The sequence below is a fragment of the Bradyrhizobium sp. CCBAU 45389 genome, assembly GCF_028128625.1.
Taxonomy (GTDB): domain Bacteria; phylum Pseudomonadota; class Alphaproteobacteria; order Rhizobiales; family Xanthobacteraceae; genus Bradyrhizobium; species Bradyrhizobium liaoningense_B.
Genome location: NZ_LBIY01000002.1, coordinates 1 through 14,257 on the forward strand (window position 1 = coordinate 1; position 14,257 = coordinate 14,257).

At 63.4% G+C, this 14,257-nt stretch carries 14 protein-coding genes; 4 read left to right on the forward strand and 10 right to left on the reverse strand.

From position 1 onward, the window contains the following. Window positions 1-18 precede the first annotated feature (18 nt). Entirely contained in the window at window positions 19-609 is a 591-nt protein-coding gene (locus XH79_RS00020) for a DUF308 domain-containing protein (protein WP_271580181.1), read from the reverse strand. A gap of 102 nt (window positions 610-711) precedes the next feature. Further along, window positions 712-1,296: a TetR/AcrR family transcriptional regulator gene (locus tag XH79_RS00025; protein ID WP_271580182.1), complete on the reverse strand. Its 585-nt coding sequence runs from the start codon at window positions 1,294-1,296 to the stop codon at window positions 712-714. A gap of 79 nt (window positions 1,297-1,375) precedes the next feature. Between XH79_RS00025 and XH79_RS00030 the strand changes: the two genes are divergently transcribed. Further along, on the forward strand, window positions 1,376-1,873 hold the full coding sequence (locus tag XH79_RS00030; protein ID WP_271580183.1) for a peptide deformylase: 498 nt from the start codon (window positions 1,376-1,378) through the stop codon (window positions 1,871-1,873). A 33-nt stretch (window positions 1,874-1,906) separates the two neighbouring features. Here XH79_RS00030 and XH79_RS00035 read toward each other — a convergent pair whose 3' ends face one another. The 5 genes from XH79_RS00035 to XH79_RS00055 form a co-directional block, all read right to left on the reverse strand. Then, window positions 1,907-2,605, reverse strand: coding sequence for a hypothetical protein (locus XH79_RS00035; RefSeq protein WP_271580184.1), 699 nt, complete (start codon window positions 2,603-2,605; stop codon window positions 1,907-1,909). A 144-nt stretch (window positions 2,606-2,749) separates the two neighbouring features. Further along, complete coding sequence (locus XH79_RS00040) at window positions 2,750-3,112, reverse strand: ArsR/SmtB family transcription factor (RefSeq protein WP_212337449.1); 363 nt, start codon at window positions 3,110-3,112, stop codon at window positions 2,750-2,752. Continuing rightward, entirely contained in the window at window positions 3,112-3,774 is a 663-nt protein-coding gene (locus XH79_RS00045) for an SRPBCC family protein (RefSeq protein ID WP_271580185.1), read from the reverse strand. Before XH79_RS00045 ends, XH79_RS00040 begins: the two co-directional genes overlap by 1 nt. Before the next feature lie 131 nt (window positions 3,775-3,905). Then, window positions 3,906-4,355: a GNAT family N-acetyltransferase gene (locus XH79_RS00050; protein ID WP_271580186.1), complete on the reverse strand. Its 450-nt coding sequence runs from the start codon at window positions 4,353-4,355 to the stop codon at window positions 3,906-3,908. A 165-nt stretch (window positions 4,356-4,520) separates the two neighbouring features. Continuing rightward, entirely contained in the window at window positions 4,521-5,204 is a 684-nt protein-coding gene (locus tag XH79_RS00055; protein WP_271580187.1) for a TetR/AcrR family transcriptional regulator, read from the reverse strand. Between the two features lie 78 nt (window positions 5,205-5,282). On the opposite strand from XH79_RS00055, the gene XH79_RS00060 reads away from it, so the two are divergent. Then, window positions 5,283-6,425: an FAD-dependent oxidoreductase gene (locus XH79_RS00060; RefSeq protein ID WP_271580188.1), complete on the forward strand. Its 1,143-nt coding sequence runs from the start codon at window positions 5,283-5,285 to the stop codon at window positions 6,423-6,425. Between the two features lie 59 nt (window positions 6,426-6,484). Here XH79_RS00060 and XH79_RS00065 read toward each other — a convergent pair whose 3' ends face one another. The 3 genes from XH79_RS00065 to XH79_RS00075 form a co-directional block, all read right to left on the reverse strand. After that, window positions 6,485-7,366 (reverse strand): AraC family transcriptional regulator, encoded by an 882-nt coding sequence (locus XH79_RS00065; protein WP_271580189.1) that lies wholly within the window; start codon window positions 7,364-7,366, stop codon window positions 6,485-6,487. A 199-nt stretch (window positions 7,367-7,565) separates the two neighbouring features. Next, window positions 7,566-8,816 carry a serine hydrolase domain-containing protein gene (locus tag XH79_RS00070; RefSeq protein WP_271580190.1) on the reverse strand — a complete coding sequence of 417 codons (1,251 nt, stop codon included), beginning with the start codon at window positions 8,814-8,816 and terminating at the stop codon, window positions 7,566-7,568. A 103-nt stretch (window positions 8,817-8,919) separates the two neighbouring features. Continuing rightward, window positions 8,920-10,839 (reverse strand): Vps62-related protein, encoded by a 1,920-nt coding sequence (locus tag XH79_RS00075; protein WP_271580191.1) that lies wholly within the window; start codon window positions 10,837-10,839, stop codon window positions 8,920-8,922. A gap of 446 nt (window positions 10,840-11,285) precedes the next feature. Between XH79_RS00075 and XH79_RS00080 the strand changes: the two genes are divergently transcribed. Together XH79_RS00080 and XH79_RS00085 are read left to right on the forward strand one after the other, a co-directional pair. Further along, complete coding sequence (locus XH79_RS00080; protein WP_271580192.1) at window positions 11,286-11,657, forward strand: hypothetical protein; 372 nt, start codon at window positions 11,286-11,288, stop codon at window positions 11,655-11,657. A gap of 418 nt (window positions 11,658-12,075) precedes the next feature. Then, the gene (locus XH79_RS00085) at window positions 12,076-14,256 is read left to right on the forward strand and encodes an AAA family ATPase (RefSeq protein ID WP_271580193.1); all 2,181 of its coding nucleotides are present in this window, start codon (window positions 12,076-12,078) and stop codon (window positions 14,254-14,256) included. Window position 14,257: the final 1 nt, after the last annotated feature.

The following is a 14,257-nucleotide window of genomic DNA, read 5'->3' on the forward strand; positions in this document are numbered from 1 at the left end:
GCTCCAGCCCCTATCGCATCATCCCAGCTGAGCCCTTCTGGCGCGACGCCGCCATTCGCCGACGGTGAGCCAGACCGCGGAGACCAGGAAGTAGACCGCACCGACCGCGGCATAGCCTGTGACGGCCGCGATCGATGGAGACATCGGCGTCGTGGCCTGAAAGATGAAGAAACCGCCGGCCAGGGCCGACTGGCCACCGCTGAGCACCATGGCCCATTGCGCATTGTCGCTCTTCCAGCGCCGCACTGCTGTCGCCAACTGGAGCAATCCGGACAAGATCGCCCAGGCGCCGAACACACCAAGGACCCAATTCATGCTCACCTGCAACGCGAGAAGGACCGCGATCGCGGTCGCAAGGCTGACCACGACGTTCAACATCTGCGTGCGGTTTTGATCGAGCCCACCGCTGCGCAGGCCATCGACGAAATTGGCCGCCGCGTCCCATGCCGGATAGAGCACCAGCAAGGCTCCGGCGATCGCGGCAGACGACGACCCGACCGCGAACGCGGCAACGACCCAGGCGACGGAGAACGCCGCGCGCAAGAAATAGTATTGCTTCAGCCATCGTTCGCGATCGGCACGAACCAGATCCAGTTGATGTTGCGTCATTGCAGTCTCTCCTTTACCTACTAGTTGGTAGTCTCCGTGCGCAGCAAGTCGCCCTCGCCCGGCTCGCCTGCGCCGGGCGCTGTCATCGTCTCGCCGATGTCTTCAGTGCCTGGTGGACAGCCGTTCCAGCAGCGGGCCGGTGATGACGCCGAACATTTTCGGATCGCCATAGGCGCGCGCCGACAGCATCGCACCGTGAATGGTTGCCATGAATCCTTCAGCTTCGACCTTGGCCGAGTTGGAGAGGTGAAGCCTCCCCTTCCGCTTGCCGCGCTCCATCACCGAAATCAGCCACGACGCCAGTGCGCGAAAATGAGCGCGGACTTCGAGCGCCACCTCCTCCGGCAGAATCGGGAGCTCGCTGGCGAGCAGCGCGCAGACACAGAAGGGCGCCGTCGCGTCCGTGATGCACGCTTCCCAATATCCGACATAGCTTTTGAGCTGGTCGCGCGGATCGGGGATATTGCGCTCCAGGGCAGCCAGTCCCGCCTCCGCCTCCTCGCGGTAACGCGACACGAGGGTGCGGACCAGATCGACCTTGCTGGCGAAATGGTGGTGGATGCTCGGCTTGCGGATGCCGACGACGTCGGCGATGTCGGCATAGCTGAAGCCGTTGTAGCCGCCCGCGATGATCAGACTGCGCGCGCAGGCCAGGATGTCGTCGGCGGTCGAGGAAAAATTGGTCATGGCCGATTAACTACCTTCCAGTTGGTAGGTCGTCAAGAATGGGGTGCTTCAACCATCCGTGAGTGGTAGGAGCCCTTCCATGACCATTCGCCCGATCGTCCGCTACCCCGACCGCCGTCTCGCAATGCCGGCCCGCCCCGTCACCGTATTCGACGACGGCTTGCGCGAGCTTGCGGCGGATTTGCTCGACACCATGCGCGCCGCGCCCGGCATCGGCATCACCGCCCCGCATATCGGCGTGCCCTTGCGCGTCGTGGTGCTCGAGCTCGACCCCAAGGCGGGGCCGCAGACTTACGTCAATCCGGCGATCGAATGGGCCTCGCCCGACATGATCATGCACAAGGAAGGCAGCGTCTCGATGCCCGGCGTCAACGACGAGGTGCAGCGCCACGCCCGCGTGCGGATCAGCTACCAGGATCTCGACGGCAACATGCGAAGCGAGGAGTCCGAGGCCCTGCGCGCCGTCTGTCACCAGCACGAGATCGACCAGCTCGACGGCCTGTTCTGGATCCAGCGGCTGTCGCGGCTGAAGCGCGAGCGGCTGGTGAAGAAATTCGAGAAGATGGGGCGGGGGTAAGTTGGCTCCGTAGCGCGGATGAGCTGGCCCGCTTCAACCGCTCACCAGGACCAGCCTCATTGCGGACAGTATCTCGTAGCGGTCGAGAATCGGCGCACCATCGGATCGCGCGAGAGTGCGGCGGTTCACAATGGCGACGATCATGTCGGAGACCTCAAGCCGCTTGATCGGCTGGAGGTCTTTTACGGATTTGATCCGCGCGTAGAGATCCGTCGGCCTGCCGCGTTGCGCAGGAAAAGCAAAGGGCGGCGTCGGAATGCAGAAGACGAAATGCAGATAATCGCCGAAAGCCCTGGATCCATCAATTCCCACAAGTTTGGTCAACACCGCATAGACATCCGCTCCGCAGCCGAGGATCACCTGGAAGCCCGTGTAGTCGACCGGCCCTCGCATCTGGTAATCTTCGACCAGATGTTCGTTGATCTCCACGCTTGCCAGACAGGGCCCGCAATCGCCGGACCGCACCCAGAAGAAGCGGTCTTCCATGAAATCACGGCAAAAGACCATATTGCGCGGTGGCAGCGAAGAGAGCGGATCAGCCCAGCGCGAAGCAAAGCCCACGTCATCGAGGAAACCATAGGGTGCGTTGAACGCCCCTTCTCCAGTCGCACTGAAGTACTGCGAAAGACGGCCTGCGACGAACAGCGAGGCCTGCTCGCCTCGCCGGAGCTCCTCGCTTTCAATCGGGGTCGCGACCACACGCGCCGCAGCGTTGGGTTCAAGCTCGCTCAATCTTGCATCACCCCCGTCCGCTCAAAACAACTGGCGCCAACAATAGCATTCAAGCGCTATCGTCGCCTTCGAAAAGTTGGCCGCCTTCAGCGCAGCCGTTCGCTACGATGATGGCTTTCGCTGCGCTCTACCCACGCTACGAACTCACGCCCTCTTCCCGCCCCGCTTGGTGATCGGCGCGTTGCGGCGCTCCCGTTTGCCGCGTGCGATCTCCGTCGCCAGCGCGTCGAGCTTCGGCTCCCAGAAATTCCTGAACCGGCCGATCCACGCGTCCACCGCCTGAAGCCCCGCGGCGTCGACCGAATAGAGGCGCCGTTGCGCCTCCGCGCGAACCGTCGCAAAGCCGCTCTCGCGCAGCACCTTGAGGTGCTGCGACACGGCGGCCTGGGTGATCCCGAACTCGCTCCCGATCACCCCGACGACCTCACCGGACGCCATCTCCCCGGGCGCAAGCAGCTCGAGGATGCGACGGCGCACGGGATCGGCGAGGACCTCGAAGACGTGCATCAGCTTCCCGTGCCCGGATGCGCGGTGCCGGGCGGCACCTCACCGCGATAGAATGCGATGGTGCGGTCCGAGCGCTCCTTTGCCGTAGCGGGGTCCACCCCGCTCGCAACGTGCGCCGCGCGCCAATATTCGCCGCTTGTCGTCATGAAGTCCTTGCCCTCAGGCGAGCCCATCCACGCCTCGGCCGTCTCATGATCGACCGATGCTCCGGTCGCAAGATATCGCTCGAGTCCCGCAAGAGCGAGATCCCAACCGATCCCAACCGCACCTGGACCGAACTGATACCAATGATCCTCAATGATCGCGGTGTGCTCAAGCGTCAAACGCGCCTGATCTCGCTCCGATGTCAGCCTGACATCGATCCAGCTCGTCGCGCCACCGAACTCCCATGTCGCGGCAAAATGAGTTGGCGGCGTGCACGCCGTGATGGTGCCGCCTGCGTTCCCCTTGACCTGGTACCTTCCCCCGAGCTGGAGCTCTCCCTCGATCGGCGCAAACCAGCGCGGAATGCGCTCCCTGCTGGTCACCGCGTCCCAGAGATCGTCGATGCTCGTCTCGTAGAGACGGGTCAGCGTCACCGCACTGGCCGGTTTTCCGTCCTTCTCGAAATTCGTCACCGAGCGCGTGACAAGCCCCAGGACCCTGGCGACGTCGATCTGCATTGCGCTTCTCCCTCTTGTTTCGCACAAGCATGAATATCGGCGCACACTAATATAAGTCAACACTTATATTATGATGGGACGGCGTTGGCGCTGCGCGGAGTTCCGCGTCGACGGCAGGATCACTCTACGCTCTAGGGACGGCGCACTTCGAAATAGGTCTTGCCGCCGCGTACGAAGCCCGCGCCCTCGTAGAAGCGCAAGGTGGCCTCCCGCTTCGATCCCGTCGCCAGCAGGACCTTGTAGCAATCTTCCCGCCAGGCAAGATCGAGCGCGTGCGCGAGGACCCGTCGGCCGAGCCCCTGTTGGCGGTGGTCGGCGCGCGTGACGACATTCTCGATCACCCCATAGGATCGACCGCCCCGCGACAGGTTGGGCACGATCGCGAGCGTGCACGAGGATACGAGCCGCTTTCCCGCCTGCGCCACGATCACGGTCATGAAGGTCGATCTCAGCAATGTCGACCAGACGCGCTCGGCGGCCGCCGGCTCCAGAGGAGGATCGTGCGGATGGAGGTGCCGGTAAAGGTCCAGCAGCTCGGACAGCTCGTGCTCCGCTGCTGCGCGGATCGTGGCTTCGGTCATGTGGCGGCACCGCGGATCATGGTTTTGCAGGGATACCATCGAATCGGAGGGCGGGTCAGCTGAAGCGTAATCCACCAGTTTGAGCACAGCGCAACGAGAGAATGGTGGATTACGCACGCGGACTGCGCTTCGCGCAGCCGCGGGCTGATCCACCCTGCGCGCTGCCTATCGAACGGTCTTGATACCGGCCAGGATGAGATCGACGCCGGCGAGGAATTGCGCGCGGTCGTCGTGATCGCGCAACTGCGGCGCCATCTGTCGCACGAACGGATATTTCGCAGGGTCGAGCTCTTCCCACTGCGCCGCGACGGAGGCGAGGAAGGTCGATCGATCCGTGCCGGCGACATGAGAGCGCGCGTTCGCGGCGTTCTGCCCGGCGACGCCGAGGATGTAGTGCACCAGCGCGGATGCGGAATCGAACTGCGCGGCCTGGGGCACGCCGAGCGCCTGGAGCCGGCCACCGACGCTTTCGATGATCTCCAGCGTCGCCGGCCGCCATGGCTCGCGGAAGAGCTGCGCGCCGACCCAGGGATGGACATCGATCGCGTCGAACACGCCGAGGGCGACCGCGCGGATTGCCTCGCGCGGCTTTGCGCCGCTGACGATCCCGCCCATGACACGCGCGATCACTGCATCGGTCGCCGCAGCCAGCAGCTCGCCCTTGTCGGCGACGTGCCAGTAGATCGCCCCGCTTCCCGTCGCGAGATGCGCCGCGAGCGCGCGGACGGTCAAGGCGTTTTCGCCGCCGCCGTCGAGGAGCTCGATCGCAGCGGCAATGATCCGCTCCCGCGAGAGTGCGTCGGTGCGCCGTTCTGTCCGGTGGGTCTTCGTTCGGGTTCTGGTCGCCATGCCTCGTCTTGACATGAATGGAACGATGTTCCAATAGAATGGAACGACGTTCCAGTCAACTTCCGAAAGGCTTCCCCGATGACGACGCCGGTCACGATTGTCGGTGCAGGCCTCGGCGGCCTCACCCTCGCCCGCGTGCTGCACCTTCACGGCATTGGCGCGGTGATCTACGAGGCGGACGCGTCGGCGATGGCCCGCACGCAGGGCGGGATGCTCGACATCCACGACGACAGCGGACAGCTCGCAATCCAGGCGGCCGGCCTGTTCGAGGAATTCCGCGATCTCATCCACGAGGGCGGCCAGGCCTCGCGCGTGCTCGACCGGCACGCGCAGGTGCTGCTCGACGAGCCCGATCGCGGCACAGGCGGACGGCCAGAAGTGCAACGGGGCGCCCTGCGGCGCATGCTGCTGGACTCGCTGCCCGCGGACACGATCCGATGGGGCAAGAAGCTCACCGGCGTCATCGCACGCGGCGACGGGCGGCATGAGCTGACATTCGCGGATGGCTCCAGCGTGAGCGCGACGTTGCTCGTGGGAGCGGACGGCGCCTGGTCGAAAGTGCGGCCGCTACTGTCGAGAGCAGTGCCCGACTATGTCGGCACCTCCTTCATCGAGATGTATCTCCACGACGCCGACGCGCGGCACAAGGCGGCGGCGGAAGCGGTCGGCGGTGGTGCACTGTTCGCGGTCGCGCCGGGCAGAGGAATTTTTGCACATCGCGAGCCGGGAAGCGTGCTTCACGCCTACATCGCCTTGAACGAGCCCGCCGATTGGATCGCCGCCATCGACTTCGCCGACACTGCCGCCGCAACGGCACGCATCGCGGCCGAGTTCGACGGCTGGGCGCCTGCCCTCACCGCCTTGATCACCGATGCCGACACCCCGCCGGTCCCGCGCATGATCCACGCGCTGCCGAACGACCATCGCTGGGACCGTGTGGCCGGGGTCACGCTGCTGGGCGACGCCGCTCATGTGATGCCGCCGGCCGGCGACGGCGCGAACCTCGCAATGCTCGACGGCGCCGAACTCGGCAAGGGCATCGCCGCGCGCCCCGACGACATCGAAGCCGCGCTCGCGGCTTACGAGGATGCGATGTTCTCCCGCAGCGGAGCAGCCGCGGTCGGCGCGCATGAGGTCCTGAAGCTCTGCCTCGGCGAACGCGCGCCGTTCAGCCTGGTGGAGTTCTTTACCGGCATGCACGAAACGGCGCGGGATTTGTAGGGTGGGTTACGGACGCGGACTGCGCTTGGCGCAGCCGCATCCTAATCCACCCGACGCATCTACTTCAGCGGCAGAAACAGCTCCGCGACCGTCTCGTGCTCCGGGACCTCCGGGAAGAAGCTCAGGCGCTGGCAATAGATCGGGAAGTCGCGCGCCTCCTCGCCGCTGGCCGGAAGCCAGTCGCGATAGAGGTAGAGCGCGGCGGGCTCGAGATTGTCGGTGTAGCCGACGACGCGCAGCACCGCACAGCGGCCGCCGGGGATCTCGCCGGCCTTGATCGCGTCGTCGCATCCCGCGATCGGCTGATCGGTGCCGACGCAGAGATCCACGCTGTAATCGGCTGGCGTCAGGGGGCGCCGCTCGGAGCGCCAGACGTTGAAGGTCGGGCTTGTGCTGGGGTGCAGGCCGGCTTTCCTGCGCCAGGCAATGAAGCGCTGGATGGTGGCGGGAAGCGTCGCGGGGTCGCCTCGATGCTCCAGGATGGCGACCTTCGTGGTGGGCACATCGCGGATCGTCACGTCGTCGGTGGAAAAAGTCTTCTGCATGAGCTTGCTCCTCGCGTTGTCGAGAGGCCCGAAGGCCGCAAGCCACGGCTCCCAGTCGGGAGACTTCCTGAACGACGACGGCGATTGCCCGAACCGTTGCCGAAAGGCGCGGGCGAAGGCATCCGGTGCGTCGTAGCCGGCGTCCATCGCGATGTCGGTGACGCTCAGGGCGTCACTGTAGGCCAGCTGACGCGACGCGCGCTTCATGCGGGCCAGCTGGACATAGCGATGCACGGATAGACCGAAGGTCGCCGTGAACTGCCGGTGGAAATGGAATTTCGAGAAGGCTGCGACAGCGCTCAAGCTGTCCAGGTCCAGATCATCGTCGAGATGCCGGTCGATATGCTCCAGCACCCGCCGCATCCGGGCCTGATAGTTTTGCAGCGCCGTCTTCATCGTCCCTCCTCCGTGGCGGCTGCAGTTAGCGGCAGATGGCCGGAACACGCTCGACCGATCTTGCGGTTTGGCAAACCATAGCTCGTAGGGCGGATTAGCGAAGCGTAATCCGCCACCTAACAGCACGGCACAACTGGTGGATTACGCCGGCGGACTGCGCTTCGCGCAGCCGCAGGCTAATCCACCCTACGCAGCCTCCCTACCCGCCCGCCATCAGTTGCTTCGCCAGCGCCATGTAGGCCGGCAGCGTCACGGGGTCGTTGGCGGCGTTGCCGGCGACGGGGTGCGAGGCGTAGCGCGCGATCACCATCTCGCACTTGGGATCGACATAGATGCCCTGGCCGTAGACGCCGCGCGCCATGTAGGCGCCGTGCTCATTGTGCGTGACCCACCATTGATTGCGATAGGAGGCCCCTGGCAGCGTCGTATAGCCGGCCGGCTTGAACTTTTCGGGGTCGCCGCCGCGGGCGATGTCCTCGACCACTGTCGACGGCACGATCTGCCGGCCGTTGAAGCGGCCGTGATTGCGCATGGTCTCGCCGAAGCGGGCGAGATCGCGCAGTGTCGTTGAAAGACCACCGCCGCCGCTTTCCGTGCCGATGCGGTCGACGTGGTAATACGCGTCCTCCTCCGCACCCATCGGCTGCCAGATGCGCTCGGAGAGCAGATCGGACAGCGTCATGCCGCTGGCGCGCCTGACGATCCAGGCGAGCACGTCGGTGTTGACGGTCTTGTAGGCAAAGGCCTTGCCGTGCTCGCCCTGCTTCTTCTGCGCGACGAGGAAATCGAAAATATTGGTCGGACCGTCATAGCTGGGCGGGATCGGCGCCATGCCGTTGGCGCGCCTGAGGCCCCAGACGTGTGAGTTCTTGTCGGTGTAAACTTCCGTGTATTCGAGCCCCGTGGTCATATCCATGACCTCGTGCACGCGCGCGTCGCCGAACGCGCCGGCCTTCAGCTCCGGCACATAGTCCGTGACGGGCGCCTGCGGATCGATCCTGCCCTCGGCAACCAGCATGCCCGCGAGCACGCCGGTGAACGACTTCGTCACCGACATCGCGATATGCGGCTTGTGCGGCTTCAAAGCACCGAAGTAGCGCTCGTAGATCAGCTTGCCCCGGTGCAGCACGGCGATGCCGTCCGTATACGTCTCCTCCAGCATGTTTGCGAAGGTCATCGGACGGCCGTCCATGGTGGTGGAGGCGACCGCGCCGATGTCGCGGTCCGCGCGCGGCAGCACCGAGGCCGGCCCCGGCCCGCGCCAGACGTTCACCGTCGGCACCAGTTGGCGCACATTGCTCCAGGCCCATCGCAGCTCGGGGAAGCTGCGGAACGAGCCGTTCTGGAAGGTGATCGTCCGCTCCGGCGCCGGCGGAAAGCCTTTCATCCAGCCGAGCGTTTCGGGATCGGTCTCGGTCGCGGTGGCGGGCGCTTTGGTCGCAACAGACATGAACACGGGCTCCGGAGGGGACGATGTGGCTGGCTATCATGGGACAGCGCAGCCGACATCCCGCGTTTGTGCCGGGCTGCTGTGCAGCGATCCGCCGCGCGGCTTACTCGAACGTCGCGCTGTTCCAGTAGAGCGTTGGTGACCCCTTGCCGGGATGCACGACGAGAAAGCCGCCCTGCCAGGGGATCACGCTCGGCGTCCGTATCGACAACGCGCCGGCGATCGTGCCGGAATCGCTCCAGTCCGCGCCGTCGCTGGTGACGGCGTAGCGCACCTTTTTGTTGCCGTCGGCATAGAAGCAATAGAGCGTCCCGTTCGGTCCTCCCGCCAGTGAGCCGCTCGAGTCCGAATAGAGCGACATGCTCGGCAAGAGGTTGGGGCCGGTCCAGTTCGATCCGTCCGGCGAGACATAGGCGCCGAGCACCGTCGGCATGCCCTTCTCCAGACCTGCGACCGGCGCCACGATCACCAGCGAGCCGCCGCAGCACTCCACCGCGGGCGCGACCAGCGCATCGCCCGCGATCGTCGCAGCCACCGGACCGTTGGCGCCGGGGAGCATCACGCGTTGCGGCGAGCTGAAGTGCACCCAGTCGGTCGTGCTTAGATACTGGATGGTGCCGTCGCTGCCGCCCCAGGCAATGTACCAGGCGCCGTTGTACTGTCCGATGCTGGCCCCGGTCTTGGCCGCCGGCGCGGGCCAGAGCCCCGGCACGCTCCATGGTCCTCCGGACCCTGTCGAGGAGGTGTAGGCGACGAGGCTTTTCTGATTGAGCAGACCGAGCAGCGCAAGGCCGCCCGAGGGCGTCGCGCAGGCGGCCAGTCCTGCGAGCTGGTTCATCGTGGGCGACGCCACCTTGGTCCATTGGCCCTGATTGAAGCTCCACGCACCCATCATCGGCGGGAGAAGTCCCATGCCGATGCAGATGATCTCCGATCCCGGCATCGCCGCCAGCGCCACCGGAACGAGGCTGGCGCTCGATTTGATCGGCGTGTCGGAGCCGAACGGCAGGAAGGTCGGCGTGACGGCCCAGGAGCCCTTCTGCGACGGTGTCGTCGGGCCGGTCAGGTCGCCCTTCACGATCGGCAGGATCACTTCGGAGAGCCAGGCCTGCAGCGTCGTCGAGTTCGCGACGTACTGCACGGCATCCTCGACCGCCGAGCTCAGCTGCATGCCGTTTGCGGCGGCGGCGACCATTGAGCCGATCTGCGCATCGGTCAGCGTGGGCTCGAGCGGCTGTCCCCAGCGCCCCTTGAAGGCAAGCCAGGGCGGCGGGGTCACGGGAGTCGGCAGGATCGCCTGCGCATCGTTCTGGATCACCACCGGCGGGTTGGGCGTCGCCAGATTGACGTTCGGACCGCCGCCCCGCGCGTAATCGGCGACCGCGAAGCGCACATCCCACACGTCGACGCCGTCGATCTCATAGGTGTCGTTGCTCGAGGCCGGATAGTTGGCGTGCGATCCGCTCGCGACATAGACGTTCGGATGCGTGCCGCTGCTGAACGTCAGGAAGCCGTCGTTCGGCGAGCACCATTGTCCGCCCGAATGCTGCGAGAAGAACACGCCGACGACCTGCTGGGCGACATTGACGCGCACGACGACGCATTCCCAGTCGCCCCAATGGATCGAGAGCGGCATCAAGGCCCGACCGGTGGAGCCGGTCCAGCCGGTGACCTCGCAGATCTCCTGCCCGTTATAGGGATAGAACAGCCAGTACTGCAGATCGACCATGTCGGTGCGGTCGTCGACCGGCAGGACATGGACATAGCTGGTGGCGCTGGGAAGATAGCCCTTCATCAGCGAGGCCCATATGACCTGCGGCGCGACCAGATAGTCGTCGGGACTGCTCTGCTCGACCGTCCCCCAATTCCACTGACCGGGACCGGAATAGATGCCGCCGGCGGCCTGGTAGCCGACCTGGTTGATGTACCAGTCGGTCGACGAGGGCAGATTGACCTCGTCCTTGTCGAGATGAAGCATCGGCGCGAAGTTCGACACGAGTTCGGCAAGCGTAGGCCAGGCCATGATTTGCTCCCTGCAGGTCGTGGATCGACTCTTGGATCGACGGGTCTTGTGGACCGACTCTTGGATCGACGGCCGGGAGCTTCCAGCAAGCGACATCAGGCACGAAGCAGCCCCGCCCTCGCGGGCGACAGTCCAGGACAATACACCCTTAAAGCGAACTCACTTGATGCTGAAATTTGGAGCAGGCATACGTGGGGAATTTCACATTGCCGTCATTGCTTCGGTGGAGGTGACGGCGCGCGCCCAACCATGCTCTGTCCGTGCGTGCCAGCCATGGTGTCTCCATAGCTCTCATCGGCCGAGTGGCCGCTCGGAGACTATTTCAACATATTGTTCTGGCGTGCTGCCAGTATGGGCAAGACCGCCGAAGCCCTGCAGTTTACCGCTACCGTAACAATTCGATACACTGGCACCGTAAATCTAAGCAGGCGAACGTTGAAAGACCGATGCGCAATCATCCGACCGATATCATCTCTGCAATGCTCGAGATGCTAGCCATTTTCGAGAACGCCTGCGAGGATGGCGACACGCTGCGCCGGCTTTCCGCGATGGCTTCGAATCGTGGAGCTTGGCGAGAGGGTCATGCTCTCTTCCAACAGATTCGGCACAAAACACTAAAGGCGGAAAAGCGCGATGAGCTGGCTCTGGCGCAATATGCCTTCGAAGAGATATGCGCAAAGACACTGTACAACCTCAGTCATTCTCCCGCGCCCTTTGATGCAGACTCCGCGTTTTGGGTTGTGCCGTTAGGAGTCGAGTTGGGCCGTCGATTGGGATTCACCGAACCTTCCCAGGTTACATCGCTGCTGAGAATGTAGATCGTAGGATGGGTAGAGCGAAGCGATACCCATCAATTCGTTTTGCAAGGGCGATGGGTTTCGCTGCGCTCTACCCATCCTACGGGCTGAGTTTCTTGCAGTTCCGCGCACCGGGCGATCGCGATGGGTATCGCAGCACTCTACCCGCTCCAGCCGCGCTTGCCGCGGCTGGTGGATCCACTCGTCAGTTGCTCAAGGCCTGCATTACAGCCCGCGCTCCACTTGCGTGCAGATGCTCGATATGACTACCTTGCCGGGATGCAGTTCGAGAATCAGACTTATGCAGCGGTTTGACCGCAATCGGGTGCCTCCGCCGGAATTATTGCGGAGCAGCGAGGCACGCCAGAATCGTATCCTCCTACGGGACTACCTGGGCGGTGACGCTCGCAAGCGCGCTCAAACGACGGCGCCCCGGGGAATGCAGTTACTGAAAGATAGCTCGGTGGCCGAGGCATTGGGCCTGCTGTTCCACGGCAAATGCGCGTTTTGCGAAGCGTTCGTGGAGACGATGCCGTATCGATTTAGGCCATCGGCCGAGGCGCGCCCCTTTGTCGCGTCTGAGACAGGCCATCTCTATTACGCTTGGCTGGCCGATGCATGGGAGAATATCTACCCGATTTGCAATAATTGCCACCCCTCAGAGGTGGACTATTTCCCTGTCAAAGGAAGCCGGGCGCCACTTCCAACAGATCGGCAGGTTGATCAGTACGTTCGAGAAGGAATCGGACTTTGGCGTGATCACCCTCCGCAGGAAAGAGCGCTACTGCTTGATCCTTGTGGACGGAGCGAGCTCTACGGCCACTTCCATGTCGGAATTCGGGGTGGTTTCAGACCGCGCACGGAAGCCTCGAGCGCGACGATCGAACATTTTCGTCTCAACGAAATCCCCCTCATTGAGGCTAGGCGCGCCACGTATGCTGGACGCATTCATGAATTGATTGCGATGCTCGAGCACTCGGAGCCCGACCGCAGGACAAGTGACTTGTTTGCCTTCGCTGAAATTGAGTTCGGGGGCAGCTGGTTCTTACTTCTACGCCGGCTCGCGAAGGCGTTACAGACGCTTGGTGCTCCGCCTATGAGCGCCTCGCGAAACGGGATCGCGGCCGGCTTCCTGCGACTCTATGGCCGGCCGGGCATCGAGAAACTACTGCATGCAGCCGTGAACAAGATCTTTGAGGAGGACGATGCCGGCTTTCCTGTTGAGCACAAGGCGGCTTCGCTCCCACGCCGCAGCCGCACCAGGCTTACCAACGTGCGGGTTCGAAACTTCCGATCGATCGAATCGCTTGAGTTTGCCATGCCATCGCTTGGCCCAGAGACGAATGCCGGAACGGCGTCATCTACCCCCTCGGTCCTTATCTTAGGAGAGAACGCCGCGGGTAAAAGCTCGCTCCTCGAAGCGATCGCGCTCGCATTTGCCGACCCCGCCATGCGCGCCGCACTGAAACTCCCAATAAACCAACTGCCACTAGACCCGCGCTACATGGGCGCTGGCTCCGATCATCCTCTACGAAATGCGGAGATCACGCTGACGTTGGACGGACGCTGGTCGCACAAATTGACAATTTTTGAGGACGGCTATCGCGACCAGAGCGAACCCGACGTGGCGATGCCGCCCGTGTTCGCCTATGGGGCGTTCCGACACTACATCGATCGGCGCCGCAAGCACGGACCTGCGAAGTATATTCAAAGTCTGTTTCACCCCGATCAGTTACTTTCCAATCCCGAGCGATGGTTACTCGGTCTGGATGATACGCGCTTCGATATGGTCGTTCGCGCTCTGCGCGATATCTTTTCGATCGAAGGAGAGTTCGACGTCATCCAGCGCACTTCCGAGGCGAAACGCTGCGTTATCGTTACACGTATGTTTAGACCAGATGGCAGCTTCGTCGACGTCTCGACCCCTCTTGGGATTGTGAGCTCTGGATTTCGTTCGGTTCTGGCGATGGTTTGTGATATCTTTGAGGGTCTTATGGACCCTCGGATATATGATGGGTTTGAGACGTTGGCTGCCGCGCGCGCTGTTGTGCTGATCGACGAAGTCGAAGCTCATCTCCACCCGCGCTGGAAAATGCAGATTATGCGAGGCCTGCGCACAGCGCTTCCGAACGTCACCTTCATCGCGACGACCCACGATCCACTATGCTTGCGGGGTATGGACGACCACGAAGTCCGAGTCATGCAGAAGGTGTCTAGCAGCCAAGCAAACCAAAGAACGGACCTTCCAATAGTCGTGGAGCAACTGCGCGAGATACCTTCCGTCTCGCAACTCACGCTCGAGCAACTACTCACATCCAACCTCTTTCAGCTCTTCTCGACTGACACACCAGAGACAGATGCGACGCTCGCGATGATTGGAGATTTGCTCGCGCGGCAGAGAGCTGATCAGCCGCTAACCGCGGTAGAGCGCAGCACCATTGACCGATTCAATGCAGACATAACATCGGCGCTTCCAGTTGGATCATCAGAGGTGCATCGTCTCGTCCAGAATGCCGTCGTCGAGTATTTGCGCGAGCGCCGTGCAGCATCGGAAGATCGCCTCCGAGAATTGAGCGAGGCGGCACGCCAGAGTATTGTCGGCGCGCTGAGAGGAATCTGAA

Coding starts and splice junctions, on each gene's coding strand:
- XH79_RS00020 (WP_271580181.1), bottom strand. CDS start 609: ATGACGCAACATCAACTGGATCTGGTTCGTGCCGATCGCGAACGATGG.
- XH79_RS00025 (WP_271580182.1), bottom strand. CDS start 1,296: ATGACCAATTTTTCCTCGACCGCCGACGACATCCTGGCCTGCGCGCGC.
- XH79_RS00030 (WP_271580183.1), top strand. CDS start 1,376: ATGACCATTCGCCCGATCGTCCGCTACCCCGACCGCCGTCTCGCAATG.
- XH79_RS00040 (WP_212337449.1), bottom strand. CDS start 3,112: ATGCACGTCTTCGAGGTCCTCGCCGATCCCGTGCGCCGTCGCATCCTC.
- XH79_RS00045 (WP_271580185.1), bottom strand. CDS start 3,774: ATGCAGATCGACGTCGCCAGGGTCCTGGGGCTTGTCACGCGCTCGGTG.
- XH79_RS00050 (WP_271580186.1), bottom strand. CDS start 4,355: ATGACCGAAGCCACGATCCGCGCAGCAGCGGAGCACGAGCTGTCCGAG.
- XH79_RS00055 (WP_271580187.1), bottom strand. CDS start 5,204: ATGGCGACCAGAACCCGAACGAAGACCCACCGGACAGAACGGCGCACC.
- XH79_RS00060 (WP_271580188.1), top strand. CDS start 5,283: ATGACGACGCCGGTCACGATTGTCGGTGCAGGCCTCGGCGGCCTCACC.
- XH79_RS00065 (WP_271580189.1), bottom strand. CDS start 7,366: ATGAAGACGGCGCTGCAAAACTATCAGGCCCGGATGCGGCGGGTGCTG.
- XH79_RS00070 (WP_271580190.1), bottom strand. CDS start 8,816: ATGTCTGTTGCGACCAAAGCGCCCGCCACCGCGACCGAGACCGATCCC.
- XH79_RS00075 (WP_271580191.1), bottom strand. CDS start 10,839: ATGGCCTGGCCTACGCTTGCCGAACTCGTGTCGAACTTCGCGCCGATG.
- XH79_RS00080 (WP_271580192.1), top strand. CDS start 11,286: ATGCGCAATCATCCGACCGATATCATCTCTGCAATGCTCGAGATGCTA.
- XH79_RS00085 (WP_271580193.1), top strand. CDS start 12,076: ATGCAGTTACTGAAAGATAGCTCGGTGGCCGAGGCATTGGGCCTGCTG.